Here is a 26,988-nt window from a genome sequence, read left to right on the forward strand (position 1 = left end):
CCGCCGCTGTGTGGTCCTGCGGACATACGAGGTCGACCCACCGCTCGAGCGCGAGCAGCCGACTGTGGATCGGGTCGTCGGCGAAGGCACAGCGCTTGCCGGTGGTCCAGGTGTCGGCGCCGACTGGCGGGGAGGCACCTCGCAGGAATCGTCACCGGTGTCGGCCACGTCGCTTCCTTGGACTCCGCCCGGCGGGTCCAGTGGTTCACAGTCCCAGGCCGCTCCGCCTCGGGCGCCGGGTCGGTTGCGGGTTCTGCCCGGTAGCGGCGAGACGGGCCGCTGAGCGCCTGAGGGTGATGCGGTCGGCGGCCTGAGGGTCGGGGGTGGAGGCGAGCCGGTGGTAGAGGCCTTGGGCGGCGAGGTCGGCTCCGAGCGCCGAGACCACGGTGGCGAGGGCCCGCTCGGCGGCCGCGCTCGCCTGGCCGGCGGACCGGTACTCCTCGGCGAGCTCGGCACGTCGGTCGGCGGGCAGCGGCCGGGCCGGCAGCCGGTTGTGCGTGGGGCCGGAGGCCCGCATCATCAGCCGTCGGGTGTCGGCGAGGCGCTCGGCGAGGACCGCGTGGTCTTCGGCGAGGTGCTGGAGCCGAGCGGAGACCTGGCGCAGGGCGTCGCTCCACACCGGCAGGGCCGAGGCGATGTCGCAGGCCTGACGGGTCGGTCCCCCGTGGCCGTGGGACAGCCGCCAGGCCGGGTCGGCGTAGAGGAGCCGGCCCACCCGGTCGACCAGGGCGTGCGACTCCGCGGTGACGGCGGAGAGGGTGTTGTCGGGAGCGGAGCGCAGGGGGAACCAACAGGCGCGTACGCGGCGCCAGGCGAGCTCGGCTGCTTCCCAGGCGGTATCGGCGGCGTGGACGGACGCGAGGTGGGCGGACACGGTGGCGGGAGCGTGGGTGGCAGCGTGGGTGAACAGCAACCGGGTCAGCTGGTAGACGGCGAAGGCGTTGGAGGCCGCGGTGCCCATGGCGGAGGCCGTGTGTGCGTGGGAGTCGTCACCCACCTGTACGGCGCGCCAGCTGATGTCCGCGAGCCGGTCGGCCGAGGCGGCGGCGCCGGCGCTGAGCTGCGCAGGGGTCTCCGCAGTGCGAGGCGGGTCCGGCTGAAGCAGCGCGCGGGGCCGTACGGTGTCGAGCGCCGCGCCGCCGATCCGGACGTCCGGGTCGGCGGCGAGCGCCGGGACCTCCTGCTGCACCACTGCCAGCTGGTCGACGACCCGGCCGAGTCCACGGATGCGTTCGGTGAAGGACGCGCTGGAGGTGGCCTCGCCGAGGCGGCCCACCAGGTCCGCGACCGTTCCGGCGAGAGCGAGGACGCGGACCAGGACGGCGGTGCGCAGGTGTGTGCTCTCCAGGGCGAGTCCGTGCCGGGTGAGGGGTCGGCCGTCGGGATCGGTGTGGGTGGCGAGCAGGTCCAGGCCGGTGCGCAGGGCCTGGATGGCATGGGGGACGTACCGGGGTGCTTGGAACGCCTGGAGGGCCGTGAGGGCCGGCGGCTTGCCGTAGGCGGCTCTGAGCTGTCGGGCGGCTTCGGCCAGGGCTACGTGCAGCCGGGCCCGGCAGGCACTGTCCGGTGCCGGGCCGGGGCCGGTGGGCGCCCGGTCGGGGAGGGTGTCCACCGGTTCCCAGGCGTACCGGGTCTCCACCGCGAGGAGGAGGTCCAGCAGATCCGCGACCTGATGGCCGACGGTCCGTCGGTAGAGCTCCGAGCTCCGCTCGATCGGCAGGTAGTCGGAGTCGCTGAGGTAGCTGCCGGCGAGCACAAGGAACTCGCCGAACTCCGCGCTCACCGGGCGGTCTCGGCCGGGCGGAGCGTGGTGCGCACGGCGGCGGCGGTGTGCCCGAGGAGGCGAACGGCAACCAGGACGGTGTAGGCCTCGTCCGGCGTCGCCGCGGTGGCGGCCGCTGCCGAAAGCCGAAGCTCCGCCTGCTCCAGGAATTCGGCGAGCCGTCGGCCGTCGGCGAAGGTGAGGTCGGTTTCGGGGTCGTCGCCGTCGTCGGGCTCCGGCAGGAAGCCGCGGAGCTCGATCGCGTGGTTGAAGGTACCGCAGGCGGCCAGGGTGTCGCCGCCTGTGTCGGTGGTGACGGCCAGGGCCCAGTACCCGGTCTGGTTGGCGAGGGACCAGGCCGCCGAGAGCGGGCCCTGGATGCCGGGCTCGGCGAGGCGGGCGGCGAGGCGGTCGAACCAGGCGGTCGTCATGGCGGACTCCTTCGTCGGTTGTTGTCGTGGCGGTCAGGGTGACCGATCCGGCCGTCCCCGGGGGCCGGTAGCGCGGGTTCCTGTGGATAACCCGGGGGTTGTGGGCGAATCCGGTCACCCGGACGGGGGATCAGGTGACGATCCGGCGGACGGCGACGACCTGTTCGGGGCCGCTGCCGGCTGCTCTCCAGGCCTGGTAGCTGCCCGTCCGGATCTGGAGGCCGGTGCGGGGGGCCTCCAGGAGGAGGCCGTCGCCGATGTAGAGGGCGACATGGCCGGGGCGGCCCGGGCCGCCGTCCGTTCCGGTGGTGAAGACGAGGTCGCCGGGCCGGATGCTGTCCGGGTCGACCGGTTGCCCCTCCCCGACCTGGGTGAACGTCGAGCGGCTCAGCCGGATCCCGGCGTGGGCGTAGGCCTGCTGGATCAGGCTGGAGCAGTCGCACCGGTGGGAGGGCGCGGTGCCCAGCGGGTCGGCGCAGTCCCCGCCGAAGGTGTACCAGCCGCCGCGCTGGGCCAGGGCCCAGCGGATCGCGGCGGCGGCCTGCGGGTGGGTACCGGCCGGGACGTCCCACCCCGACGGCAGGACGCCGTCGGCGGGGCCCTGCGGCCCGGCGGACAGGGGGGCGGTGAAGTCCGGAACCGCGGCGACGACGGCGGCGACGTACTGCCGGGTCTCCTGGTAGGGCGGGATGCCGTGGGCGGCTTCGACGGCGTGCCAGCCCGCGTTGTAGCCCGCGAGCGCGAGCTGCCACGGGTCGGCGTCGATGCCGGAGTCGCGGGCCTCGCGGATCAGCGAGCACATCATCCGACCCTGGGCGTCGATCGCGTCGGCCGGATCGAACGGGCTGGTCACACCGTTGCCGTCGGCGTCCCGGCCCCAGGTATGCCAGGTGTCCGGGACGAACTGGGCCATGCCCTGGGCGCCCGCCGGGCTCTGGGCGTTGGGGTCGAAGCCGCTCTCCTGGTGGAGCTGGGCGGCGAGCCGGGGGGAGGTCAAGCCCTGGTCGCAGGCCCCGGCCGCGCGCTCGATCATCGGGACATACCGGGCCGGGACGCTGCCCGGCCGAAGGGCGCTGCCGTACGGTCCGCGCCCGGGAGCGCTCGCGGCGGCCGGTGTGTCGGTGGCGGCCGCCAGCAGCACCAGGGCGAGCACCCCGGCGGGCGCGGTGGCCGCGCCCGCCGCCAGCAGGATCGCCTGTTTGGGCATGGTCCAGGTCCCTCGATCGTGTGGTACCCGACGGCATGTCAGATGCCGACCGCCCCGGGCGGGCCGGCGCTGACGACGCGCGCGTACCCGGAGGTGGGGAAGGGGACCAGCGGCGGCCCGCCCCTGCAGGGTCGTACTGCACCGACACACTCCCGATCACTATCAGCTCTCAGCCGATCGCCGAGTGTAAGCAGAATGGCCGTCACTGTGCTAGACAGTGCGGCTACAGCCAGTGATGGCCACGGATGGCATCGCTGATCATCGGCCAGGTCAGGTGGGGGTGAGCGTCGTGGGCAGGTCCGCGCCCGTGGCCGGGCTGCACTCCGGCACCCGGCTGGTCGTCCCGGTCCTGGGGGCGGCAGCCGGCTGCGGCCGGAGCACCGTGGCCCTGCTCGCCGCGGCCGGGCTGGCCCGGCTCGCCCCGACGGTGGTGCTCGACTGCGCGCCGACCGCGCTGTCGCCGTGGCGCCGCTGGCCGCTGGCCGGCGGCACCGGGCTCGCCTCCGTGCCCGCCGACCGGTCGCTCCACACCGGTCAGGTCCGCGCGGCCGCCTCGTCCTGCTTGGACGGCCTGGTCCAGGTGCTCACCGACCGCAGGCCCTGGTCGCAGCCGCCGCTCGCGCTGCCCTCGGCGCCGTCGGCGTGGCCGGCGCTGGCGGGGATGGGCGGCTGGCGGGTGAGCGTGGCGGACACGGCGCTGACCGTCGCGGACGACCTCGGTGACGCCGGGGTCCGCTCGCGCACCGCCCGGTGGATGCTGCTGGAACGGGCCGTGCCGGTGATCTGCGCGCCGACGTCGCGAGAGGGGCTGGAGGCGGCCGCCGTCGCGATCGCCGCCGCCGAGAGCGCGGGACTGCCGCTTCAGCGGTGCGTGCTGGTGCTGGTCGGCGTGGCCGGAGGGATGCCGCGGCAGTGCCGGGCGGTCGCCACCATGCTCGCTCCCCGGGTCGGCGCGGTGGTCCGGGTGCCGCACTGCCCCGCCTGGCGGGCGCACGCCCTGCGGACCGACCGGCTCAGCCGCCGGTTCGAGGCGGCCGGCTCCCAATTGACCGACACCCTGATCACCACGGCCGAGAGGTCCTGGGGCCCGCTGCGCGCCCCGGCCGGGACGGCCGCCACTCCGGAGGACCCCTCGCATGACGACCTATACGTCCCTGCCGGCGGCCCGGCTGACCGCTCTGCCGCTCAATGACCCCACCGCCGCCCCGAGCGGGTCGTTCTACGACATCGGGAAGAACTTCACCCCGCAGGTCCCGACCGGGGAGGTCGGCAGCGCGCTGACCACGATCGTGAACTGGACGATGGGGATCTGCCTCGCCCTGGTGGTCGGCGCGCTGTGCGCGTGCGCCGCGATGGACTCGTTCGGCAGCATCTCGGACAAGCCGGACGTCAGTGCGCGGGGCAAGGCCGGCATGCCGAAATGCTTCCGGGCGGCCGTGGTGATCGGGCTGGCCTGGCCGATCGTCTACCTCGGCGCGAGCCTGAAGGGCTGACGAGGTGGACTCCGTCGAGCTCCGTCGGCACCGGGCCCTGCGCAGGCTGGCCACCGGGGCGGCCTTGGCAGCGGCCGCCGCCGCGGGCGCGGTCGCCGTCCTGCTCTGGCAGACCGGGCCCGAACCGGGGGCCGACGCTGCCTCCCCCGCCACCGCTTCGGCTGCCGCCGTGCCTCCGTCCGCGAGCCCGTCCACGGTGGTGGACGCGGTGCCGTTGCCCGCGCCCGCCCGGGTCGAGCAGGGCATCCCGGTCGGCTACCCGCACACCCTGGCCGGTGCCGTGTCCGCGGCCGCCCATTACACCGAGGCCCGCGACCTGCTGAGCCCCGACGCGGCCCCGGCGCAGATGATGGTGATGGCCGGCCAGGGCGACGAGAACTTCTTCAAGCTGACCTCGCTGGCGATCGCGGACGCCCGGGACTGGCGGCGCCTGCTCGGCCTCCCCGAAGCCGGGGGCAGCACCGGCTCGGACTTCATCGCCCTCCAGGTCCGCGCCTACCAGGCAACTCCCGTAAGCGCGGACGCCGTCGACGTGTGGCTGCTGACCACCCAGACTCCCACCGTCAGCGGCATCCAACACGGCACCGGCGTCTTCGCCATCGCCGCCCCGGTGGTGTGGAACGGAGGCGACTGGCATCTGATCGAAAAGAAGGTCACGCAATCCCCGGTCGTCGAGGATCCGGGTACCGCGCAGGCTGACGCGGCCGGCTGGAGGCCCGTTGCCTACCAGCACTAGCGTGCGGCGCGCAATGCTGGCCCTGGTGCTCGTCCTGGCCGCGCTGACCGGGCCCGCCGCCGCGTTCGCCGCCGCGCCCCCGCCGGTTCCCGTCCCGGGCGCCATCACCGGAACGCCCTGCCCCGCGCACACCCGGCCCGTCGGGCAGCCCGAGAAGCCGGCCGCCACCGGTCCGCAACCGAAGCCCCCGGCCGAGCAGATGGACGCGCGCGGCGGCTGTGTACCGCTCGACGAGGGCGGCTGCCAGGCCCTCGGGCTGAGGGACGACCCGCTCACCACCTGCGTGTACGCCACCTTCAAGCACAAGTACTGCGACGCCGATCTCCTGCCCCTGCCCGGGATGGAGGTCTACTGCGAGAACGCCGACAAGGAGATGGCCGCGTGGTGCCAGCAGCACACCAACAGCACCCACTGCATGGTCGGCGCCAAGCACAGCCTCGCCGCCGCCCTGAAGAACCCCGGCGCCGCGATCGCCGATGAGGGCACCAGCCGGCTCGCCCACACCTTCTCCAGCGCGGCGAAGTGGGTGCTCGGGGAGATGGCCAAGGCGGTCCTGGAGGGGTCCGTCGTGGACCTGGACGCTGACGGGATCTCGGACACCCTCGCCCTGATGCTCCAGCTGTCCGCCATCATCGTGACGATCCTGCTGTGCGTGGAGGTCACCCGCACCTGCGTCTCGCACGAGGGCAAGGGGATCGCCACCGCCGTCACGGGCCTGGTCGAGTGGGGCCTGAGCTGCGCGGCCATGTACACCGTCACCCAGACCCTGATCTGGGCCGCCGACGACGTCTCCACCTGGATGATCCGCTCCTCCGGCCAGACCACCGACCAGTTCGTCGCCCGGATCAGCGGCCTGTTCGCCGGGATGGACGCCGTCTCCGAGATGGGTTGGCTGCTGGTGCTGGGCGTCGTCGGATGCCTGGTCGCCGGGCTGATGTGGATCGAGTTCATCTTCCGGCACGACGCCCTCGACCTCCTCGTCGTGGCGTTCCCCGTGTCGGCCGCCGGGGCGATCAGCGAGTTCACCCGGCAGTGGGCGCCGACCGCCCGCAAGGCCGTGTACTCGATCGTCATGATCAAGCCGGTCGTCGTGATCACCTTGCTGATCGGGGAGGGCATGGTCGGCGCGGCCACCACCGTCACGGGCGTCGTCGGTGGCCTGCTGGTCGTCGGCGTCGGTGCCGTCGCCTGGCCGGTGACCGCCCGCTTCATGCCGTTCGCCGGCGGGGGTTCCAGCGGCGGGTCGGTCGCCGGTGGCATCATCGGCGCGGTCGGCGGCACCGCGGCCTCGGCGATCTGGGGCCGCGGCGGCGGGGTTCCGTCCGGGAGCGGCGCGGCGCCGCCGGGGCCGGCACTGGCCAGGGCGCTGGAGTCGGACGACGCGGACCGGCGCAAGGCGGACGGCGGCCCGCGCTCCTCGGCCAGTCGCGCGGTGTTGGCCGGGCTGATGGCCGCTCAGGGCGCGAAGGCGGGCACCGAGCTGGCCTCCGGCGGCTTGGACGCGATGGCCGCGCACGCCGGGCTCAGCTCCGGGCGCGACATGGGCGGATCCGTCAACCTGCCGCCCAGCCGTTCCGGCGAGGCCTCTCCCCCAGCCGGGTCGCCGGGCACCGCGGGGGCCCCGGCCGCTGCGTCTCCAGGTCGGGCCCCCGCCCGTTCCGGCTCCCGGTACGCCGCGTCCTGCCCCGGCCCGCCCGCCGCAGGTCCCCGCGCCGCCTGCTCCCCCGCAGCCCGGCCCGACGGACGTCCCGACGGCCTCCACCCGCCCGACCCCGGCACCGGTCCATCCCCTGCCGGCCGACCCGCCACCAGGAGGTGAGGGAACGTGACGTCCCCCGAGGAGCCGGCGACGTACGGCGGCTGGCAGCGCGAGCGCGGCCCGTACCTGGGCGAGCTGAGCCTGGGCGGCCTGGTGACGGTCGCCGGTGCGGGCCTGGTCGCGATGCTGCCGGTCTACACCCACGCGTGGGCGGGCGAGATCGTCGCCGTGCCGGTCGCGCTGCTGCTGCTCGCGGCGGTGTACCTGCGGGTGTACGGCCTGACCGCGGCGGAGTGGGCGGTCCTCGCGGTCCGGTTCGAGGTTGCTGTCGTCAGGAGGCAGACGATGTTCTTCAGTGGTGCGTTCGCGCCCCGGCGGTCGGACGGTTCGCGGCGTACGGACCTGCCGGGTGTGCTGGCCCGCCTGGAGTTCCTGACGGTGCCCACCGGGGCCGGCCGTGAGATCGGGGTCGTCCACGACCCGCTGCAGGGCCACTACTCGGCGATCATGGAGGTGCGCTACCCCGGGATCGCGCTCGCCGACACCGCCCGGGTGAACGCCCGGGTCTCCGGCTGGGGCGGCTTCCTCCGGGGGCACTGCGTCGAGGGCGGGCCGATCGTGCGGATCTCGGTCACCGACCGGTCCGCTCCCGAGGACGGCACCGCGCTGATGGCCTGGACGACCGGCCACCTCGACCGGGGCGCGCCCGCGGCGGCCCACGACCTGGTCACCGCTCTCGCCGCCGAGGCGGCGCCCGCGGCGTCCACCCGCCGCACCTACCTGACCGTCACCCTGGCCGCGTCCCGGGTCCGCCAGGACATCAGGAGCTCCGGCGGCGGCACCCTGGGGGCGACCGCCGTCCTGGTGCGCGAGCTGCTCGCGATGCAGGGCGCGATCGCCGCCGCCGACCTCCAGGTCGTCGCCACGCTGACCGTCGGCCAGATCGCCGAGGTGATCCGCACCGCCTACGACCCGGGCGAGGCGCCCGTGCTCGCCGCCCACGCGGCGGCCGCGTGCGCGCCCGGGTGGGCCGGCACACCGCCGGGCGTGGACGAGTCGGCCGCCGGCCCCGCCGCGGCCGAGCAGCACTGGGGCCGCTACCGGCACGACAGCGGCGTCTCGGCGAGCTTCGAGGTCTACGGCTGGCCCGAGGGCCGGGTGTACGCGAGCGTGCTGACCCCGCTGATGAGCGCCTCCGGCAACGCCCGGCGGAGTGTCTCCCTGACCTACGAGTGCCTCGGTGCCCGTACTGCCCGGGCCACGCTGAGCCGCGAGCGCACCAAGGCCGACGTCAAGCGCCGGGTCCGCGCACGGGGCGGGCGGATCGAGTCCCTGGACGAGCGCAAGGCGCTGGTCGACACCCAGGACCAGGACCACGCCCGCACGGCGGGCCACGGCATCGCGCGCTTCACCGGTGTGGTCACCGTGACGGTCGACGAGCCCGGCGAGCTGCCACTGGCGACCGCCCGACTGAAGCGCGACGCGTACACTTCCGGCCTTCGCCTGCGAGAGCTCTACGCCGCGCAGGACTCGGGTTTCGCGGCGACGCTGCCGCTCGGCCTGGGTCTGCCGGTGAAGCGGCGGGCGGTGATCTGATGGGCCGCCTGCGCGACTGGAGGCGCCGCGGGGACACCGACCTGCCCTCGATCGGCCTGCCGGACGTCCTGACGACCGGACCGGCACCGGTTCCGGCCCAGCGCGGGCGGCGGGCACACCAGCGGCCGGCCGCCGCGGCGCCGACGCCGGTCCTGGGGTGGCCAGGCCCCCACGCCGGGAGGGCCGTACGGGTCGCGGCCCCCGAGGTCTACCGCTGCGACACCTACAACCTCGCCGGCCTCTACCCCTTCGGGGGCGGCTCGGCCCTGCCCGCGGTCGGCGCCTACATCGGCCACGACGTCCTGACCGGCCGGCAGTTCTCCATGCACCCGGGAGCGTGGGTCCAGCACAGGATCGTCTCCAATCCGGCGGTGCTGGTCACCGGCACCATGGGAGCCGGGAAGAGCGCGCTCATCAAGGCCCTGTCCACGAGGTTGGCGGCGTTCGGGGTGAAGGTGCTGATCGCCGGTGACGTGAAGGGCGAGTACGGACGGGTGTGCCGCTGGCTCGGGTGCGAACCGCTGGAGCTCGGCCCCGGCCTGCCCGGGCGCGTCAATCCCCTGGACGCCGGCTCGCTCGGCGACGGGCTGGAGCACGTCACCGACCCGGTGGAGTGGCGCGAGCGCCTGACGGAGATCCACCGGCGCCGCCTGAGCCTGCTGTGCACGCTGCTGGAACTGCAGATGCGCAGGCCGCTGACGCCGGAGGAGACGGAGGCGATCTCCGCCGCGATCAAGGAGGTCACCGGCCAGCTGAGCGGCAACACCGTGCTGGCCACCCCGACGCTGCGGGCCGTGCACGCCGCCCTGCGCGACCCGAGCACCGGAATGGCGCGCGAACTGCGGATCCGAGGCGAGGACATCCAGGCCACCCGGGAGGCGACCAGGGCGTCCCGGGCGGCGCTGGCCACCATGCTCGACGGGCACGTCGGCGACCTGTTCAGCACGGCGGAGACCTCCACCAGCCGCATCGACTGGTCCGCGCCGATGGTCAGCATCGACATCTCCCGCACCCGCGCCTACGGCGACGAGACCGTCGCCATGATCATGATGTGCATCTCCAGCTGGACCCAGGCCGCGATCGACCAGCCCGACGGGCCCCAGCGCCTGGTCGTCAGGGACGAGCTGTGGCGCGCGCTCCAGGTCGGCGGCGCCACGGTGATCCGCAAGCTCGACTCCGACCTCAGGTTGCACCGGGCCGACGGGGTCTTCGACCTCGCCGCCACCCACCGGCTGTCGGACTTCGAGGCGGTCGGCCCGGCCGGGTCCGAGGCCGTGATGATCGCCCAGCACATGGTCTCGTCGTTCGACACCAAGATCACGATGGCTCAGGACGTCCGCTCGCTGGGCGCGATCCGGGACGCGGTGGGCCTCACCGAGCCGCAGGTGGAGCTCGTCTCCGGCTGGGGCCGCGCGCACGCCGGGCGGGGCCTGTGGATGCCCGGCCGCTCCGGCGCCTATCCGGTCCAGCTCCACCTCACCGAGAAGGAGAAGGAGCTGTACCACACGGACGAGCGGATGGCCCTGTGACGGGCGACCAGCGCTCCGAGCCGACCTGGGCCGCGACCGTGCTCGGCGCCGCGGTGCTGTGGCTGCTGGCCTCCGGTGTGCTCGCCGCCCGGGCCGCCGCCCTGCTCACCGGGCACTCCTGCCGCCTGGTCGGCGGCGCCGGCCTCGCCGCCGTCACCTGGCCGTTGCGCGGCCCGGGCGCGGCCTTCGCTCCGGCACCATCGGGCTGGCTGTGGTGGCCACTGCTGGTGCTGATCTGGTCCGGCCCGGTCGCGGGCGGGACGTGGCTGTGGATGCGCCGCGGCACCGATCCCGGCACCGATGGCGCCCGCTGGGGCGGCCGGGCGACCGAACGTCGGCTCCGGGTAGCCGAGGAGCCCGACCTGCGTCGCAACCGCATGGCCTTCGGCCGCAGCAAGGGCCGCCGGAACTGGATCCTCGCCGCCAAGGAGAACATCAGCGCGACGGTGTTCGGCCTGCCTGGCAGCAGCAAGACCACGGGGCTGGTGCTGCCGATCGCCGCCGAGTGGTACGGCCCCTGCGTGATGACCACCGTCAAGGCGGCCGACCTCGACGTGGTGTACGCGCGGCGGGCGGCCCTGGGCCCGGTGTACGTCGTCGCCCCGGCCGGCCTGCCCGACCGCCCCACCGCCCGCTGGTCCCCCGTCGACTACTGCGCGGACGCCAAGGCCGCCGACCGGATGGCCGGCTGGCTGGCCGACGCCGCCTCCACCGCGGGCGACCCGCGGTCCGGCCCCTGGGTCGACCAGGCCAAGGCCGTCGTCAAGGGCGTGCTGCTGGCCGCCAACCTCGCCGGCGGGGACATCACCACGTTCCGGCGCTGGCTCGCGCTCGCCGACGACGCCGTGGACGAGGTCCGCGAGATCCTGGTCGACGGCGGCCACCCCGACGTCGCGGACGACTACGCCGCCGCGTTCGCCCTGCACCCCGACGGCGTCGGGAGCATCAGGTTCACCCTGAGCGTGATCACCAAGGTGTACGCGGACGAGGAGGTCCGCGCCACCGCCGCCGCCAGCGACTTCACGGCCGAGGAGGTCCTCGACCGGTGCGCCACCGTCTGCCTGATCGCCAGCGAGGCCGACGGCGAACGCTTCGCGCCGCTGCTGACCGCGATCACCGCGAGCATCGTCCACGCCGCCCAGGCCCGCTACCAGCGCACCGGCCGGCCCCTCGACCCCGCGCTCGGCCTCATCATCGACGAGGCCGGCAACTGCTTCCGCTACAAGGCCCTGCCGAGGCTGCTGACCGTCGGACGCGGCATCGGCATCACCGTGCTGACCGTGTGGCACGACCTCAGCCAGCTGATCGGCGTGCTCGGCCGCGAGGCCGCCAACACCGTCATGAACGCCTCCGGCCTGCGCATGCTGCTGCCCGGCAACGCCGACCCCGAGACGCTGAAGGCCTTCACCAACCTGCTCGGCCGGGCCCTGGTGACGAGGAAGTCCACCAGCAGGGGAGGCGGCGGCAGCTCCACCTCCGAGCAGCTGGTCGAGACCGACCTCGCCCCCACCCACGTGCTGCGGGAGCTGCCCGACTTCACCGCGATCGCCGTCTACGGCAACCAGCGCCCGGTGCGGGTGAAGCTCCGCCGCACCTATGCCGACCCGGACCTGATCGAGCTCCTCGCCCGCAGGCCCCTCCCGCCCCTCTGCGCCACCGCGGACCCGGTGCCGCTGGTGACCCCGCCGAGGCCGGGCCACCCGCCCACCGCCGCGGTCCCGCTGGACAAGCCCTCCTGACGAAACGAGAACACCGTGTCCGAGACCTATACCGACCTGACCGACGACGACCTGGACCCGGCCGATCCGTGGGCGGACGTCCCCGAACCCGACCCGGCGCCCGTGCCGCGGATCGTCCTGCGCGACATGGAGCCGGAGGAGCGGCGCTCCCGGCTGGAGGAGCTGGGCCACTGGCTGCGCTGGCTGGTGGAGGTCAACCCGGAGGCCCGGGCCTCGGTACCGCCCTGCTGGCACCGGCACGAGGACGTCATCGAGGTCCTCCTCGCGCTGCAGATCGGATGGGTCCGCTCCTACACCTGCCCCAGCCCGGGCCGCGACACCGCCGAGGCGGACTGGCTGATCACGGCGAACAACCTCCTCCCGACCACCCGCCGTCCGAAGTGCGCCAACGGGCACGCCGACCCGGTCTCCCGGCCCTGGGGCGGTCCGGACGAGGAGACCCTGCGGCAGTGGCTGGAGGAGCCCGGCGGCCTCGGCACCCGCGAGCGCGAACACCCCAGCCCGGCCCTGGCGGCCGAGCTGAACAGCGACGAGCCGCCGCTGTAGTGCGCCGGATCCGACGACACCCTGCCCGCCCGCCGAGGTCCGGTGGAAGCCGGCCGCCCCAGAGGAGCACCTGATGCCACCCGAGCCCGCCGAACCGCCCTACAGCGTCTTCGACGACCCGGCGTACGAGATCGTCGAGTCCCGGAGAGTCGGTGGGAGTACCTATGTGCGCGCCTACCGGCGAGGCTCCGAAGAGGAGTCCCTCTGGGTCCACCGCGGCGAGGAGTCCGAGGAGCTCATGACCGGCGGCGGGGCGTTCCGGCCCCATGACGCCTACCTCGCGATGACCGGACCGAACGCCCCGACCTCGCTCTACGAACAGCTCGTCAAGGAAGGCGACCTCTGGGACGTCCAGGTCCGCGACCACGAGAGGTGGGAACGCGAACGCGAGCGGGCCGACGACGAGGCGGCCCTGCACGGCCTGGACACGGGGCCCGACGACGACGGCGGCATGGCCCGGGCCGAGGACGACGGGGCCCCCGCCCCGAAGCTCCGTTCCTCCGACGACGGATGGGTGTCCGACGCGCTGGCACTCACCGCCGACATGCCGCAGGAGCAGGCCGCACTCCTGCGGGACCGCCTCGGTGTGCTGACAGCGGCCCCGCGGGACGTCCGGCACGAGCCCGCCCCCGACGACGCGGCGCACGCCGGGCTCCCGCCCGAGCAGGCCCTCACCGAACTCACCTCCGCCATCGAGACCGTACGGGCCCGCGCGGAGTGGTGGCTGGCGCTGCCTCAGTGGGCACAGGTCCAGTCGGTCCAGGCGGCGGCCGTCGGGGCCTGGGCCGCCGTCAAGGAGGCCGTCGGGCAGCAGACGGTGCTCGCCGACGGTGAGTACCGGGCCACCCGTCTCCTGCGGGGGATCTGCGCCGCGGCCTGCCGGTCGGTCGCCCGCCACGCGGCCGACCTCGCCCACGACCTCACCACCCGCGGCTACGGCGGCACGCCCGCCTGGACCGCGCTGCGCGCCTTGTCCCGGCGGGCCGGAACGCTGGCCGCACGGGTCCTCGGCCGTCCCGTCGACCGCGCCACCGCCCGACGCCTGGACGCACTCGACGCCGAGGTCGCGGCCGTGGCCAAGGCGGAGCGGGCCGACCGGCGCGCGGTGCTGGCCGACGGGGCCGACCGGGTCGCCGCGGCCTTCGCCGCCTGGGCCGGCACACCGATGGGCCGCCGGCTCGCGCGTTCCGCCCATCCGCGCGTCGCCGCGCTGCGCAGGGCCTGGCAGGGGATCCCGCGCCCCGGCGTCGAACCGGCGCCGGTGGCACGCGCCTACGCCCGGCTGGCGAGGGCGGCCCGCTCCCTGGCCGACGCCGCCCGCACCGCGCGCCGGTTCCGCAGCGCCGACGTGGCGGTGCTGGACGCCGTCACGCGGGCCGCGGACGAGCACACCCGCCGGATCGCGCCCGCCGCCGGCCTCACCCCGCCCCCGCCCGCCGCCCGGCACGCCCCGTACGCGAGCAGGCAGGGCGCGAGCGGCGGCTCCCTGCTGGTCGCGGACGCGCTCAGCGCGTGGACGGCGACCGAGATGGGCTGCCGCCTGCGCGGCTCCCGGCACCCCCGGGTGGCCGCGTTGAGGGCGGCCTGGAGGAACCTTCCCCCGGTCGACCTCCCCGACGGCCCCGCCGCAGGAGCCCGGACCTACCACCAGGTCGCGGAGAGGACGAGGGCGCTCGCCGAAGCGGCTCGCGCCTCCGACCGCTTCCCGCCCGGCGACCTCGCGTGCCTGGACGCCCTCGCCCTGGCCGCCGCCGTCCACGCGGGCCGACTGGCCGCGACCGCCGGAACCGTGCTGTCTTCCGGGGCGGGCACGCCGATGATGCCGGCCCACCGGGCGGCGGTGCGGCTCGACGGGCCGTCACAGCGGGCACCGCGCATGGCGGTCTGAGCTCCCGTTCCCGAGCGGTCGGGCCGAACCGGCCGGGGAGGTGACCGGCCGGAAGCACCGATGTCCTTGGACAGCGAAGTTGGTCCGCTCCGGGCTGGTGACGTACACGGACTTGATCGGTTGTCATGGAGGACCGTTGGCGCGGGCTGGGTGTGCGGTCCTGGCGTCATGCTGATCCGAAAGGCCGATGCCGCGTAGGCGTCCGAAGGCCGTCCGTGCTGAGCGATGGCGGCCACGCAGGAATGTTGCGGTGCGCCGGATTCGGGGTGTCTCCGCGCGGACGCGTGCAGCGGTCCGGCGAGTCGAAGACGAGCGGCTGTGGACCAATACTGTTGCTGACGCGTTGTCCCGCTTCGAGTGGGTGTTCAAACAGCCGGGCTGCTACCTGAACGCATCCCAGGTCTGGCAGCCCGGCGTAGAGGTCGAGTATGCCCGTGATGACCTTGTCCGCGGGCCGTGGCACGGTCCGGCGGAATCGCTTGATCCTTTGCATCCGAACACCACCCGGCGCGGTCTACTTGGAGCGGGTCCCGCCGGGGTGCCCCCTCGCGCTCCGATCACGAGGGCCTCGGCCACCGGCGGATGGTCGAGCCGGGCCGCCGACGCTTACAGCTGTTCGGCCGCTGGCTCCCCCCTCCTGGCCCTGCTCCGCCTCTCCGAACCAGGGCGTGTACCGCCGCCTGCTGCCGCAGCGCCTTCTGCGGCAGGCAGCAGGTCGCCGTCGGCGGCCTGGGCGATGAGTTCCAGGGCGAGGGCGGTGCCGGGGGCCAGCGTGGCGCGGTGCTTGGCGGGGCCGGGCTGACGGACGCCGAGGACAGCGAGCTCGGCGAGCAGGTTGTCGGCCCGGACGTGGGCGCCGGCCCAGCGAGGCGGTTCAGCCGCCCCGGAGGAAGAACCGGCGTCGACTGGGCGTGCGCTGCGACACAATCTCAGGATGATCGGCAACCGGATCACCTATCGCACCGTGGACGGCGTCCGCATACCCGGAACCTGGCGGCACGTCTTCATCCGCAACAGCTACTACTTCCTCACCGACCTCTTCATCTACGCCGACGGGCTCATCGACTGCTGGGGCCTGGTCACCATCGAGGAGTTCGAGGAGAAACTGCGCACCGGCTGGGTGGCCACCAGCCTCCCGGAGGGCGGGGAGGCGTCCGCGGACGAGTTGGCGGAGTGGAAGTTCAGCGAGCCGCAGAGCTGGCAGACCCCTGAGCTGCTGCTCGCCGAAGTGCGGGACACCATCGAGCAGTTGAACGGGCGGCCCGACTCGACCGGCCGCTGCCTCGCCGCCGTCGATGCCTTCCTCGCTGACCGGACCGAGGAGAACCGGGCCGTTGCCCGCACCGCGTTCCTCGCGATCCCGGAAACCCAGCGCCGCTACGCGCTGGGTGATATGGACCGCAAGGACCAGCCGCTGCGGGTACTGGTAGCAGGGCCCGGAGGCCGGACCTACCTGTCGTTCGACGGAACGGTCACGCAGAAGGACTACGACAGTGCCCTCGCGTACTTCGAGGAGCGGGCCCGCTGGACGGCCGAGCGGCCCAAGCGCGGCCCCGCGGACGGACCAGTGACGTCCCATGCTCCGGCGGTCCACGTCGCCCAGACGTTTCCCAGGGAGCCGGTGGACGATCCCGGCAAGGTCGGCCTGCGCAACGACTACCCCGCCCCGATCACCGTGGGGGAGGCCGGATACCCCTCCGTTGCCCATGCCTACTGGGCTCTGTCGGTTGCTCAGCCCGAGGTCCGGGGCGCGATCGCGGCGGCGGAAAGCGCCTCCGCGGCGCGCAAGCTCGCGGCCGAGGCGCCTCGCCGCGAGGGCTGGGAACATGTCCGGACCGCCGTCATGACGCGCCTGCTGCGCGCCAAGTACGACCAGCACCCCGGGCTGGCCGAGATTCTGCTGTCGACAGAAGACGCCACCGTGATCTATGACGACATGGAGTCGGCGTTCTGGGGCAACAACGCCGGCCGAGGGCGCAACTGGACAGGGCGTCTCCTCGAACTGGTCCGCTCCGAGCTGCATGCGCGGCGGACTGAGATCCCGGGGTTGTGACCGGACCAGGCGAGTGGCTCTCGAGAACCCCGACTGGCTTTATAGGTGAGTAGTGGGCAAAGCCACTACGGCCGGTAGGAGGGCGGGACACCGTCGTGGGGCAGGCGTTGGCCGCACCGGTGCACCGCCTGCGGCCGGCTCAGCCCGGCCTGCCGGCGCACGGCGGTCTCCCGCTTCTCGGCCCGGCGCCGCCGGACGGCGGGCAGGCGTTCGGCCGCCTCGCGTGCGCGCTCGCCGGCCGGCATCGCCGTACGCGCCTGCTGTTCCTCCCGCAGGGCACCGACCCGCACGCGCAGGCGAGCAGCCCGGTCGCGGTACTCGTGGGCGGTGCGGTGGTGGTGCCGGGCGTCCTGGTCCGCGATCCGGCGCAGGTGGTCGCGGTAGGCCTCGGCGGAGCCGCCGATCCGTGCCCACAGGTCCAGTGCGGCCTCGACGCCGGCGAGGTCGCCGATGTCGGCGAGCGCCTGGGCGCGGAGGAGCCGGTGGTGGTGCTCGGCCTGGAGCAGGGCCTCGAACTCCGCCTGCCGGGTGCGCCGCAGCTCGACGAGGTCTTCGCGCTCCCCGCCCGGGAACGCGGGACGGCCGGACGGGTCGGCGGCGGCGAGTTCGGCGGCCAGGTGAGTCCGGCGCCGGGTCAGGTCGGCGAGTACGGCATCGGCCGCCCGCAGCCGGGCGGCGCCGGTGACGCGGGCGACGAGCGCCCGGACCTGCTGGTCGATGCGGCCGCCGTCGCGCATCCGGGCCTCGGCACGGGCGGCACGGTCCTCGGCGTCGGCCGCGGCCCGGTCCAGGCGCGCGGCGCGGTCGAGGGCGGTCCGCAGGGCCGCGCCGAGTTCGGCGTCCGACCAGCCGCCGAACGGCCGTTCCCGCCAGGCGGGAAGGCCGGCCGGGACAGGGCGCTGCCGGTCGGGAGGCTCGGCCGGCTGCCGGGTACGAAGCTGTTCGGCGGCCCGGCCGCGGCCGGCTTCGGCCCTGGCCCGCAGGCCGTCGGGGGCAGTACGGGCCCATCGCCGTTCGGCGGCGGCGAGCGCGTCGGCGGCCCGGCCGGCCAGGACGGTGTGCGCGTCCGCCCGTGCCTGCAGGGCGGCTGCGCGGGCGCGCTGGTCGTCGGTGGCGGCTGTCCGGCGGGCGGCGGCAGCGCGGACCCGCTCGTCGTCGGCCTGTTGCTGTGCGCGGGCGGCCAGGCGCCGGGCCGCGTGGACGGCGGCCAGCGCGTCGGCGGCCTCGGCCGCTTCAATGCGGGCGGCCCGTCCGCGTGCGGTGGCCCGCCGTCGCTGCTCCTCGTCGACGACGGTCGGGGCCGGACGGTTCTGCCAGGCGGTGACCGCCTCCCGGGCGAGGTCGTGGTCGGCGGCCTGGATCGGCTCCTCGGGACGGTCGCCGAGCGCCTGCGTCTCGTGTCCGTGGTCCCACAGGCCGCGGTAGGCGGCGACGAGCGCCGCCGCCCTGTCCCAGAGCGGGCGGTGGGGGTGGGCCGGGGCGGGTGCGGGGCCGAGCGCATCGAGCCAGGTGGGGCCGGTGGCGGCGAGTTCGGCGGCGTGCTGCTGCTCGTCGGGCAGGAGCTGGGCGGCACGCCACAGGCCTCGCTGCTCGGTGCGCGCGGCGGTGGGGGCGTCACCGGTGGCCCGGGTGGCGCGGAAGCCGGCCAGATCGCGCCAGGCCGCGGCCGCCGCGATCCGGTCGGCCCACGGGCGGGCCCGGTCGGCGTCGGCGGGTTCGGGCCCGTAGGCGGCCGCCCAGCCGGTGCCGGTGTGGGCGTTCGCGCGGGCGCGGGCGGCGAGGCGTTCCGCCCGGACGGTGGCGTGGGCGGCGAGGTCGTGGACGAGGGTGACGCGCCGGTCGCCGGGGTCGGCGTCGGGCAGCACCAGGCCCATCGCCTCCAACAGTGCGGCGCCGGGCCGGGCGGAGGGCGGGGCCCAGTAGGTCGGGGCGGTCGCGGGGCGGGGCGCGCCCTCGGGCAGGCGGAAGCGCTCACCGTGGTGCTCGACCAGGGCGTCGAGGCGGGCGACCACGATGGCCGCCAGGTCGCGCAGCGGCCGGCCGGTGCGGTGGTCGGTCTCGTTGCCCCGCTCGTCCGCCCAGACGGCGCGCAGGAGCCGGTCGGTGTCGTAGCCGTCGTCGGCCAGGCACGCGCACCGGGCACGCAAGGCGGGCCAGGCCTCGGCGGCGGCCAGGCGGGCGGCGGCGCGGCCTCCGAGCAGTGCGGCGACCGCCTGCTGCGCGGCTTCGGCGTTGAGTTCGTCGAGGACGTGGACGAGGCGGCTGGTGGAGGTCGCGAGGGACTGGGCCCGCTCCTCCTGGCGGCGGGCGGTGGCACTCGCGGAGAGCTGGGTGCCGTCGCGTTCGACGACGGCGTGCCAGATCTCGCGGGCGGTGTGCGGGTGGCCGGGTTCGCCGCTGTCCTCGTCGGGGGGCTCCTGGGTGACGAGGTAGGCGTGGTTGCCGTAGCGGCCGCGGGTGAGGGCCGGGTAGGCGCCGTTGCGGTTCCAGCCGGTGTCGAGCAGGGCGCGGCCGACGTCGACGGTGACGCCCTGGCAGCGCGCGGAGGTGATCGCGTAGCCGAGGTCGACGGCGTCGGCGACGTAGGCCGGGGGCAGGGTGACGGTGCGGCGGGTGCGCTGGTGGCGCACGGTCAGGGAGCCGTCGGTGCGGACGGCCTCGACGCTCCAGGTGTCGCCGTTGCGGACCGACTGGCGCCGGTCGGCGGTGGCCAGGCGGCGGTCGTTGACCCGGGTGACCACGATGTCGCCCATGCCGGCGCGCCCGCGGACGCCGAGGTCCGCCGTGCGCCGGTCGTCCACCAGGCCGCGGGCGATGCGGTCCTCGCGGGCGAGGCGGGACAGCTCGGCGACCGCGGCACCGGTGGCGGCGATCATGACGGAGGTCAGGCCGTCCTCGACGTCCCGCCGCCAGTCCTCGAAGAGCTGCCGCATGACCGGGGCGGCCGGGCCGGAGTGGATGCGCCCGCGCAGGTCGTACGCGTCGAAAGCGTCGCCGGCGTCGCCGACGGACAGCAGGCGGGCCGCGTCGACCTCCCACTGGCGGACCCTGCCGCCCGGGTCACGGAAGCGGCGGACCTCGGTGAGGCGGACGACGGCGCCGGGAACGGTCTCCTCGATGTCGGCGAGCGCTCCGCCCGCTCCTGGCGAGCCGAGCTGGCGCGGGTCGCCGATCGGCAGCAGCCGCCCGCCGGCCTGCCGGACCTGGCCGAGCAGCGCGGCGAGATCGGTGGTGGAGGCCTGGCCGGACTCGTCGACGATGACGATCGTGCCGGGCTGGAGCGTCCAGTGGCGCAGGCCCCGCCCGTACCGCTCGGACATGGTCCGCCACCTGGCGATGTTCTCCGCCCGGATGCCCGCCTCGGCGGCCAGCAGGTCGGCCTGGACCTGGCCGCCTGCCAGGCCGATGACGGGGATCCCGTGGGCCTGCGCGACCTCCCTCACCAGGCGCATGATCGTGGTCTTGCCGGTGCCCGCGGGACCGACCACCCACGTGGCCCGGGTGTCCGCTCCGAAGATCCGGCGGACCGCCTCGCGCTGCTCGTCGGACGGCGCGAAACCGCGCCCGGCCTCGCCGGCCGCGAGCACCCGGTCGACCTGCCCGGTCGTCAGGCGGTGCACCGGCACGGGCGTCGTGGACGCCTCGGCAAGGCTTCGCTCGGCGGCCCGGATGCCGTGGGAGGTCCACACCCGGGCGCCGACCTCGGCGAACAGCGACGGACGGTCGTCGGAGCGGGCGTACCGGGCGGGGAGGGGGACCGCGTCGGGCGGGGTCAGCAGCTCGCACCGGACGGGGCTGAGGACGCCGTCGACGACGCGGACGAGGACCCGGTGGTAGTCGTCGCGCAGGTGGGCGCCGAGCACGGTGAGCCGGCGGCACGCCTCGGCCTCGACGTTGGCGCGCGTCCAGGTGGCGCGGTGGCTCTCCAGCTCGGCGAGCACCGCGTCGATCGCCTTCGGGACGACCATCGGGTCGGGGCCCGGTGCGGGGTGGGTGGCGGAGGTACGGGCGGCGGCCCGCAGCAGCTTGTCGGGACGCCTGATGCCGTACGCCTTGGCGCGGCGGCGCCACTGCCGGCGCTCGCCGTCGACAGTGGTCGCGGTCTTCGCCGGACGGGACTCGAGGGTGGCGGCCTGGGCCAGCTTGTACTGCTCGGCGCGCTCGGGCGCGCGGCCCTCCCGGACCGTGAACTGCGCGATCATCCGGGCCAGGGCCCGCTCGGTGGCCTCACGGCGCTGGGAGAACCCGCGCACCGCACTCAGGGGCACCCCCAGGAACTCCCGCACCGGCCGCTTCGCGGGCCGGATGCTGTCCTGGCGCGCCCCGGCACGGATGCCGAATTCGGCATGCATCTCACGTTCCAGCTCGGCGGTGTAGGCCTCCGAGAGGGCGACCGCGATCCGGTGCAGATGGCGCGCGTCCAGGGCCAGCCAGCGGCCGTCCTCCACCCGCACCTTGCTGCTGATCGCCAGGTGCCGGTGATACGCCGGATCGGCCGCCCGGCTGCTGCGGTGGACGAACACGCAGGCGATGAAACCCCTGGCACGGACCTGCACCTGGGAGGCAGGCGTCGGGCCGGTCCGGGTGATGCAGGCCGCGCGCTCGACACGCTCGAAGACCCGCCGGAACGCGCGCTCCTCGACGGCTTCCAGCCGGGCCCGCTCATCGTCACCGGCGCACCCCCACAGCACGCTGAAGCTCTTCACCGGGGAGAACACCATCTCCCACCCGCACCGGGCGGTCCGGTTGCCCTCCTTCTCGGCCTTCGCCCGCAGCTGGAGCAGCCGCTCCTCGGTGGCCTGCGGCTCGGCGGCGGCATACCTCTCGTACAGCTCCTCGGCGCTCGGGTAACGACCCCAGGACCGGCCGAGGGGGCTGCCGTCGACCGGGCTCAGGGCGTCCTTGAACAGGGCGTCGGCGGCCTCCTGAGTGACCCGCCGGCCGGCGATGCCGAGTTCGGCGGCCTGCGCCCCGAGCCACACGCCGGGGGTGTCACCGCCACCCGCCCAGTGGGCCGTCAGCTCGCGCGCACCGATCCTCACGTCGTCGCCGGCGACGGTGGAGAGCAGGTAGTCGATGCCGCTGCCCGCACTGATCGGGTGAAGGGTGATCATCGACCGACCCCGGCGCCGTCCCGACGCACCGGAGCGCCGACGACGTACCGGTCGCTCGGGCGGCCGACGGAGCAGGGCACCTGGCGCGCTCCTTCGGGATCAACGGCGGATAGCAAGAGGTGTGCTGTCCTTGATCAGGCTAGTTGCTCGTTCGCTCTCGCTTCGGCATCTCGTCCGTGTCCGCTGCTCTTCCTCGATCGCCTCTCACCCCTCCTGGTCGTCTCTCCATCGCCTTCCGATCTGCTCGTGATCGGGCACTTCCGGAACACGTATTCCTTCTGCCGAGCGACAACGCGAGGCGGCTCACCCGAAGGTGCTGTACTCGGGCGAGGTGGGACGCCAGGATCGCGCCATGACCTCACACAGGAACGAGCAGATGATCGACCGGCGCGCCACCCTGAAGCGGCGCCAGGAACAGGAACGCGAGGACCTCCGGCAGCGGCAGAGCCGCCAGACCTCCGCCCTGACCGCGATCGACAGGGCCAAGGAGCGAGTCGAGCTGGCCCAGGGAGAGCTCGCACGGGAACTGGAAAAGGCCGTGCCGCTCTTCGACGGCGACATCGAGGAACTCGCGGAGACGGCCGGGATCCCCAAGCGCGATGTGCAGGCCGCGCTGAAGGGCCGGAAGGAGATCTCCGCACGCATGGCGAAGCTCGCCTTCCCCTCCCCCGCAGCAGCGCCGGCGAGTGGCGAAAGCCAGGACGCGGAACCCGAGCCGGCCGGCGCCTGATGACCGAGGCTCCTCAACCCGCGCACGCCGCCCGATCCGCCTCCGTCCGCACGGCCTGACGGAGGCACTGCCCCGAACCCGGCCCGACCACCATCGCCGTCCCCTGCCGCCACCACCCCGCACCGGTCTCCGCCACCGCCGCCGCCTCCAGGCCGAGTAGGCCGCAGCCCCGTCCTGACTCACGTATCAGGACCTCCCGCAAGCCGACGACCCCAGACAACCACCGGCGGTATGACCCGCAAGCACGCGGCCCGCCGTCCGCCGTCCGCCGTCCGCCGTCCGCCACTGACGATGCGTCACACCAAGGAGTATCGGCAAGACACCCGCCCCGCGTGCGCGGGGCAGATGCGGTCGCCGAGTCGCTTCGCATCCACGGCCAGGGGCCATCCCCGCATGCGCGGGGCAGATGGTCCGGTCCTGGCCGCGCACGGGGCCGTCAGGGGGCCATCCCCGCATGCGCGGGGCAGATAAGTGGGGGTGGTGGTACCGGGCGAGGTGGTCGGGGCCATCCCCGCATGCGCGGGGCAGATGAGCAAGTCACCGACCTGGTGCGCCGGCTCGAGGGGCCATCCCCGCATGCGCGGGGCAGATCTCGCTGTCGGGCCGCACGACGGCTCGGTGGCGGGGCCATCCCCGCATGCGCGGGGCAGATACTTCCTGACCTGCGCTCCTCCACCACAGAATATGCCAGTTCATTCAGTTCGATTCCCGCGACGCTCACCTCAATCAGCACACCCGGGCAGGAGGAACGAACGCCGAAGACCCGCAGCTCCACGACAGCCAACTCGGGTCACCTCCGCGCAGTCGGAACGAACAGCCATCCCCACAGGAGTCGTGCCAGTGCAGCGGACGAGAAAGGCGAGCAGGATCACGTCGGGCGACTCCGCACGGTCGGAGCAGCAGACAGCATCCTGCAGCGCAACGTTGAGCAGCGGATCGTCGAACTCCACCGGGCAGTGCACGGTGCCATCGGCCCGCGGCTCGACCTCACCAGCCGGGCACCTCGCACCTGCAGAGACGACCCGTTTGGGTTGGCAACCAACTCCGGATCAACGGAGCCATCCGCCCAAAGGCTGGGCCGATGCACAACGGCAGCTCAACCGTGCGCAACGGGGCGGGGCCGCCCCTCTCACACGGGACCGATTAGTGAGATCCCGATGCGACCTACTCCGAGCGAGTAGGCGGGGGTTCAGCGACACTGCTGGTGCAGGTGTCGGCCTGGCGGATTGGAATGAAGGCTGAGCTGATTTCCGTTCCAGGAAGGGGAGTTCACGCAAAATGGTGTGCCCGTGGAGATAGCCGCCCTCCAGGACCGGCCAGGATGCCAGCTGCCCGCTCTCGGTGCCGAGTCCGACCGGTCCGGTGAGCACTGTCAGGCAGTCATCGGACCAGGATCAGGCCGCAGCTGTAGGCACGGGCGTGGCCGAAGCCGTGGGTGAGGGCGGCCGTGAGTGCTTGCGGGTCCGTGACGGTCAGGGTGCCGCGGATCTCGGCTCGGCTGATGAGCAGGCCCCGGTGGGGGCCGGGGCTGGAGACCTTCGGGAGGATGCGGAGGGCGAGCCGTTCTATGTCCGAGTCGACGCCGAGCCGGACCACTCCGTCCAGGGCCACCGCGGGTTCGCCGGCCGGCTGGAGGCGGCGGGCGAACCAGGCCTTCACGTGTTCCGGGCGGGTGTGCGGCACCCGTACACCCCTTCCGCCTCGGCCGCCTCCGGCGGCTGGCTGCCCGGCAGGCCGGCTGCTGACCGGGTTGACGACCGTGCGGAAGTCGAGCCGGTCCCCGGTGCGGAAGGTGCGGTCCACCACCAGGCTGTGCGGCGGTTCGACCAGCGCCGCCCGGGGCAGGCCGCTCCAGTCGCCGGGGACGGCGGACTGTACGACGAGGGAGAGCCGGGCGGTGTTCAGGTCGACGGTCCAGCTGGAGAGCACCTTCATCTGGGCGCGGGCGTCCCGGCTTCCGTCGTCGACCCAGCCGCGGAAGCCGCTCATGACGGTCCGGTGCATGTCCTGGGCGTCGATCAGCGACTTGGCGGTGAAGGGGTGCCTGGCGTCCAGGGTGATCAGAGTGTGGGTGGCGACGAATCTGGCCGCCGTACGGGCAGGGACGGGCTCGGTGGTGCGCGGGGTGTTCACGGGATGATGTCCCATTCGGTGGCGTGTGGGGCGATGGTGATGCGGTGCCGGGACTCCCAGCGCTGCCGGTGGACGGGGCCGCTCGCCAGGAACCGTTCGGGCTGGTCACGGACCGGCCCGACGCCCGGCAGCGGGTGCGGGCTCTCGATCCAGGCCCACCGGGTCTGGGCGACGTTCGGCGGCGCTTGCCCGTCGTCGGCTGCCGGGAGCAGTGCCCGGGTTTCGAAGACCTCCGCCAGGGTGCCCGGGGCGATGCCGACGAAGAGGTCGCCCGAGGGCGGGCAGGATTTGCGGCCCAGCCAGAGCAGGCGCTTCGGGTGCTCCAGTGCGTGGGCGATCCGTTCGATCAGTGCATGGTCGGAGTGCTGGAGGCCGACGAGGAAGGCCGCGTCGGACAGGTACCAGCGCTCGGTGATCATGGCGTGACGGCTCACGTCACCTGCGACCAGCGCCCCGGAACGGGGGTCCGCCGCGATCCGCTTCGGCGCGCCGTACCAGGATGCCAACGCATGGCTGCCGAAGGATGCGGTCGTATCCTCCCCCTGCTCCCCGAGCGCTTCCAGGGCCGCGGCCCGGCGGTGGTCCGTCACGAGGTCGCGTGGGCGGACGGGATACTTTCCGCCCCCGACGGTGTGGTAGTCCCGCATCGGCGTTCCGGGGCGGTCGGCGCGGACGCCGAAGAGGACGGACCCGAGTTCGTCGAGCGGGTCCTCCCGGTCGAGGCCGAGGGCTGCCGCGCAGAGGCCGATCACTGCGGACTTGGTGGGCCGGGTGTGGGTGTCGCGTTGGGCGAACCGGCCTTTGATGCCCCAGGACTGCAGCGGCCCGGCCAGTCTGATGAGCAGAACGTGCTGCGGTGCGTCCGGCGTCGCGTTGGTACCGGTCGTCACACTGGGAGCGGTCGCGACAGGGGCCTCGGTCACGGGGTGAGGCCCTTGATGGTGTCCACGACGTCCACTGCGCCGGAGAGGTCGACCGTCTCCAGGAGGTCCGCGATCTCCGGGGCGTAGGTGAGGACGCGCGCGGACCGCAGGTCGTCGCGGCGCTTGCTGACGAAGAGGTGGTGCCGCATCAGGCGGCGGACCGCCGCCTGGCCGGCCGGGCCCTCGCCGCCGCTGCTCTCGGGGTTCTCGTCCACGGGGTTCTGGAAGGCGGCGGCGTAGTTGTACGGGCGCTCGCCCTCGAAGGCGAGCACGAGTGCCGGAAGCGAGCCAGTGGAGGCGGTGGAGTTCTTCTTCGCCTCCGGGACGGCCTCGACGAAGGCGTTGACGAACTCCGCCTCGGCTGCGGTCGCCGCTTCCTCCACCTCCTCCGCTTCCATTCCGGCCTGCCGGAGGTTGGCGCGAAGCTGTCGGCGGTCCAGGACGGCGTGCCGGTAGAAGGTCCCGGAGATCAGCGACTGGTAACCGGTCATGCCCGCGCCCGCGTCGTCCGCCGTGTCGAGGAAGCTGAGGGCGTTGCGCTTGCGGTCGAGCTTCGCGTCGTCGGCCGCCGCGTAGAAGTCCTCGATCTGCTCCGCAGCGTGCACGGTGAAGGCATGGCTCGTCTGCACTGCCCCGTCGACGTTCGGCGAATCGGCGATCTCGGCGAGGAAGCGCCCGTAGAGGGCGATGTCCACGGCGTCACGGGGCGCGATGGCGAGCAGGACGGCGTTGCGCGTGCTCTTGGGGAGCGGCGGGAGGCCTGTGGTGCCGGGCTCCGTGGCGGTCTGCTCCTCGCCGTTCTCCTGCTCCTCGCCGTTCTTCGCCGCTCCGCGGCGGGGCTTCTTCGCGGCCTTCTGCTGGCCGGCGAGGTAACTGTCGCGCCACGGCCGGAGCTCGTCGGCGTTCTCGGCGATGTGCCGGGCGATCCTGGCGCCCGCGTCGGCGGGCGCGAAGATCAGCACCTTGGTCAGATTGGCCACCGTCTTCTTGGCCGGGTCGCCGAACTTCAGGCCGCTCGCCTCGATCACGGCACGGGCCGTGGTCAGGGCCTCCTCCTTCTCCCAGCCGTGCTCGGAGGAGAGTTCGGCCGCCGTGAGCAGTGCCCATTCCCTGGTCCGGGTGCCCATGCTCCGGCCCTTGAGGGCGCCGATGCCGGCGTTGGCGCGGTTGCGGGCGTAGACCCGCTCCGCGCGGCGCCGGGCCTGGCTGGTGATCATGTGCCGTTCGAACCCGCCGTACACGAGGGACTTGGGCTGACCGTTCTCGTCCCTGACCGGGAGCACGGCGACGAGCGTCTCCAGGAGGTGGAGCGAGAGGAACGGGCTTCGGGCGTCTGCGGTCACGCGGTC

At 74.2% G+C, this 26,988-nt stretch carries 18 protein-coding genes and 1 CRISPR repeat array; of the genes, 11 read left to right on the forward strand and 7 right to left on the reverse strand.

What is annotated here, in order from left to right:
- Positions 1 to 205: 205 nt before the first annotated feature.
- The 3 genes from ACWDCZ_RS17335 to ACWDCZ_RS17345 form a co-directional block, all read right to left on the reverse strand.
- Entirely contained in the window at positions 206 to 1,783 is a 1,578-nt protein-coding gene (locus tag ACWDCZ_RS17335; RefSeq protein WP_449816317.1) for a hypothetical protein, read from the reverse strand.
- Positions 1,780 to 2,193, reverse strand: a complete 414-nt coding sequence (locus ACWDCZ_RS17340; protein WP_380659956.1) for a hypothetical protein — start codon at positions 2,191 to 2,193, stop codon at positions 1,780 to 1,782. Before ACWDCZ_RS17340 ends, ACWDCZ_RS17335 begins: the two co-directional genes overlap by 4 nt.
- A 130-nt stretch (positions 2,194 to 2,323) precedes the next feature.
- The gene (locus ACWDCZ_RS17345; RefSeq protein ID WP_449816318.1) at positions 2,324 to 3,400 is read right to left on the reverse strand and encodes a C40 family peptidase; all 1,077 of its coding nucleotides are present in this window, start codon (positions 3,398 to 3,400) and stop codon (positions 2,324 to 2,326) included.
- A gap of 289 nt (positions 3,401 to 3,689) precedes the next feature.
- Between ACWDCZ_RS17345 and ACWDCZ_RS17350 the strand changes: the two genes are divergently transcribed.
- The 10 genes from ACWDCZ_RS17350 to ACWDCZ_RS17395 all read left to right on the forward strand — a co-directional run bounded on the left by ACWDCZ_RS17350 (position 3,690) and on the right by ACWDCZ_RS17395 (position 16,739).
- Entirely contained in the window at positions 3,690 to 4,592 is a 903-nt protein-coding gene (locus tag ACWDCZ_RS17350) for a hypothetical protein (protein WP_449816319.1), read from the forward strand.
- Positions 4,537 to 4,893, forward strand: coding sequence for a hypothetical protein (locus ACWDCZ_RS17355; protein WP_449816320.1), 357 nt, complete (start codon positions 4,537 to 4,539; stop codon positions 4,891 to 4,893). The genes ACWDCZ_RS17350 and ACWDCZ_RS17355 overlap by 56 nt, the downstream gene beginning before the upstream one ends.
- A 4-nt stretch (positions 4,894 to 4,897) precedes the next feature.
- The gene (locus ACWDCZ_RS17360) at positions 4,898 to 5,629 is read left to right on the forward strand and encodes a hypothetical protein (RefSeq protein WP_449816321.1); all 732 of its coding nucleotides are present in this window, start codon (positions 4,898 to 4,900) and stop codon (positions 5,627 to 5,629) included.
- Between the two features lies 1 nt (position 5,630).
- Complete coding sequence (locus ACWDCZ_RS17365; protein WP_449816322.1) at positions 5,631 to 7,448, forward strand: hypothetical protein; 1,818 nt, start codon at positions 5,631 to 5,633, stop codon at positions 7,446 to 7,448.
- A gap of 6 nt (positions 7,449 to 7,454) precedes the next feature.
- Positions 7,455 to 8,984, forward strand: a complete 1,530-nt coding sequence (locus ACWDCZ_RS17370) for an SCO6880 family protein (protein WP_449816323.1) — start codon at positions 7,455 to 7,457, stop codon at positions 8,982 to 8,984.
- The gene (locus tag ACWDCZ_RS17375) at positions 8,984 to 10,513 is read left to right on the forward strand and encodes a type VI secretion protein (RefSeq protein ID WP_449816324.1); all 1,530 of its coding nucleotides are present in this window, start codon (positions 8,984 to 8,986) and stop codon (positions 10,511 to 10,513) included. Before ACWDCZ_RS17370 ends, ACWDCZ_RS17375 begins: the two co-directional genes overlap by 1 nt.
- A complete protein-coding gene (locus ACWDCZ_RS17380) occupies positions 10,510 to 12,252 on the forward strand; it encodes a type IV secretory system conjugative DNA transfer family protein (protein WP_449816325.1) in 1,743 nt (580 codons plus the stop codon). Before ACWDCZ_RS17375 ends, ACWDCZ_RS17380 begins: the two co-directional genes overlap by 4 nt.
- Positions 12,253 to 12,267: 15 nt before the next feature.
- Entirely contained in the window at positions 12,268 to 12,798 is a 531-nt protein-coding gene (locus ACWDCZ_RS17385; protein ID WP_449816326.1) for a hypothetical protein, read from the forward strand.
- 73 nt (positions 12,799 to 12,871) lie between these two features.
- Positions 12,872 to 14,686, forward strand: coding sequence for a hypothetical protein (locus ACWDCZ_RS17390; RefSeq protein WP_449816327.1), 1,815 nt, complete (start codon positions 12,872 to 12,874; stop codon positions 14,684 to 14,686).
- A 934-nt stretch (positions 14,687 to 15,620) separates the two neighbouring features.
- Positions 15,621 to 16,739 carry an NADAR family protein gene (locus ACWDCZ_RS17395; protein WP_449816328.1) on the forward strand — a complete coding sequence of 373 codons (1,119 nt, stop codon included), beginning with the start codon at positions 15,621 to 15,623 and terminating at the stop codon, positions 16,737 to 16,739.
- A gap of 65 nt (positions 16,740 to 16,804) precedes the next feature.
- Here the strand turns inward: ACWDCZ_RS17395 and mobF are convergent, their stop codons facing one another.
- Positions 16,805 to 21,853, reverse strand: a complete 5,049-nt coding sequence (gene mobF / locus ACWDCZ_RS17400) for a MobF family relaxase (protein ID WP_449816329.1) — start codon at positions 21,851 to 21,853, stop codon at positions 16,805 to 16,807.
- Between the two features lie 376 nt (positions 21,854 to 22,229).
- Here mobF and ACWDCZ_RS17405 point away from each other — a divergent pair, with 376 nt between their 5' ends.
- Positions 22,230 to 22,583: a hypothetical protein gene (locus ACWDCZ_RS17405; RefSeq protein ID WP_449816330.1), complete on the forward strand. Its 354-nt coding sequence runs from the start codon at positions 22,230 to 22,232 to the stop codon at positions 22,581 to 22,583.
- A gap of 379 nt (positions 22,584 to 22,962) precedes the next feature.
- A CRISPR array of direct repeats spans positions 22,963 to 23,235; the repeat unit is 29 nt; unit sequence GGGGCCATCCCCGCATGCGCGGGGCAGAT.
- Positions 23,236 to 23,963: 728 nt separating this feature from the next.
- On the opposite strand, the gene ACWDCZ_RS17410 is transcribed toward ACWDCZ_RS17405, so the two are convergent.
- The 3 genes from ACWDCZ_RS17410 to ACWDCZ_RS17420 are packed head-to-tail and all read right to left on the reverse strand — an operon-like array spanning position 23,964 to position 26,982.
- On the reverse strand, positions 23,964 to 24,716 hold the full coding sequence (locus ACWDCZ_RS17410) for a type I-E CRISPR-associated protein Cas6/Cse3/CasE (protein WP_449816331.1): 753 nt from the start codon (positions 24,714 to 24,716) through the stop codon (positions 23,964 to 23,966).
- Positions 24,713 to 25,639, reverse strand: coding sequence for a type I-E CRISPR-associated protein Cas5/CasD (gene cas5e, locus ACWDCZ_RS17415; RefSeq protein WP_449816332.1), 927 nt, complete (start codon positions 25,637 to 25,639; stop codon positions 24,713 to 24,715). The genes ACWDCZ_RS17410 and cas5e overlap by 4 nt, the downstream gene beginning before the upstream one ends.
- Positions 25,636 to 26,982, reverse strand: coding sequence for a type I-E CRISPR-associated protein Cas7/Cse4/CasC (locus ACWDCZ_RS17420; RefSeq protein WP_449816333.1), 1,347 nt, complete (start codon positions 26,980 to 26,982; stop codon positions 25,636 to 25,638). The genes cas5e and ACWDCZ_RS17420 overlap by 4 nt, the downstream gene beginning before the upstream one ends.
- Positions 26,983 to 26,988 lie beyond the last annotated feature (6 nt).

Source organism: Kitasatospora sp. NPDC001225 (assembly GCF_053597855.1).

Coding starts and splice junctions, on each gene's coding strand:
- ACWDCZ_RS17340 (WP_380659956.1), bottom strand. CDS start 2,193: ATGACGACCGCCTGGTTCGACCGCCTCGCCGCCCGCCTCGCCGAGCCC.
- ACWDCZ_RS17345 (WP_449816318.1), bottom strand. CDS start 3,400: ATGCCCAAACAGGCGATCCTGCTGGCGGCGGGCGCGGCCACCGCGCCC.
- ACWDCZ_RS17355 (WP_449816320.1), top strand. CDS start 4,537: ATGACGACCTATACGTCCCTGCCGGCGGCCCGGCTGACCGCTCTGCCG.
- ACWDCZ_RS17375 (WP_449816324.1), top strand. CDS start 8,984: ATGGGCCGCCTGCGCGACTGGAGGCGCCGCGGGGACACCGACCTGCCC.
- ACWDCZ_RS17390 (WP_449816327.1), top strand. CDS start 12,872: ATGCCACCCGAGCCCGCCGAACCGCCCTACAGCGTCTTCGACGACCCG.
- ACWDCZ_RS17395 (WP_449816328.1), top strand. CDS start 15,621: ATGATCGGCAACCGGATCACCTATCGCACCGTGGACGGCGTCCGCATA.
- mobF (WP_449816329.1), bottom strand. CDS start 21,853: ATGATCACCCTTCACCCGATCAGTGCGGGCAGCGGCATCGACTACCTG.
- ACWDCZ_RS17405 (WP_449816330.1), top strand. CDS start 22,230: ATGATCGACCGGCGCGCCACCCTGAAGCGGCGCCAGGAACAGGAACGC.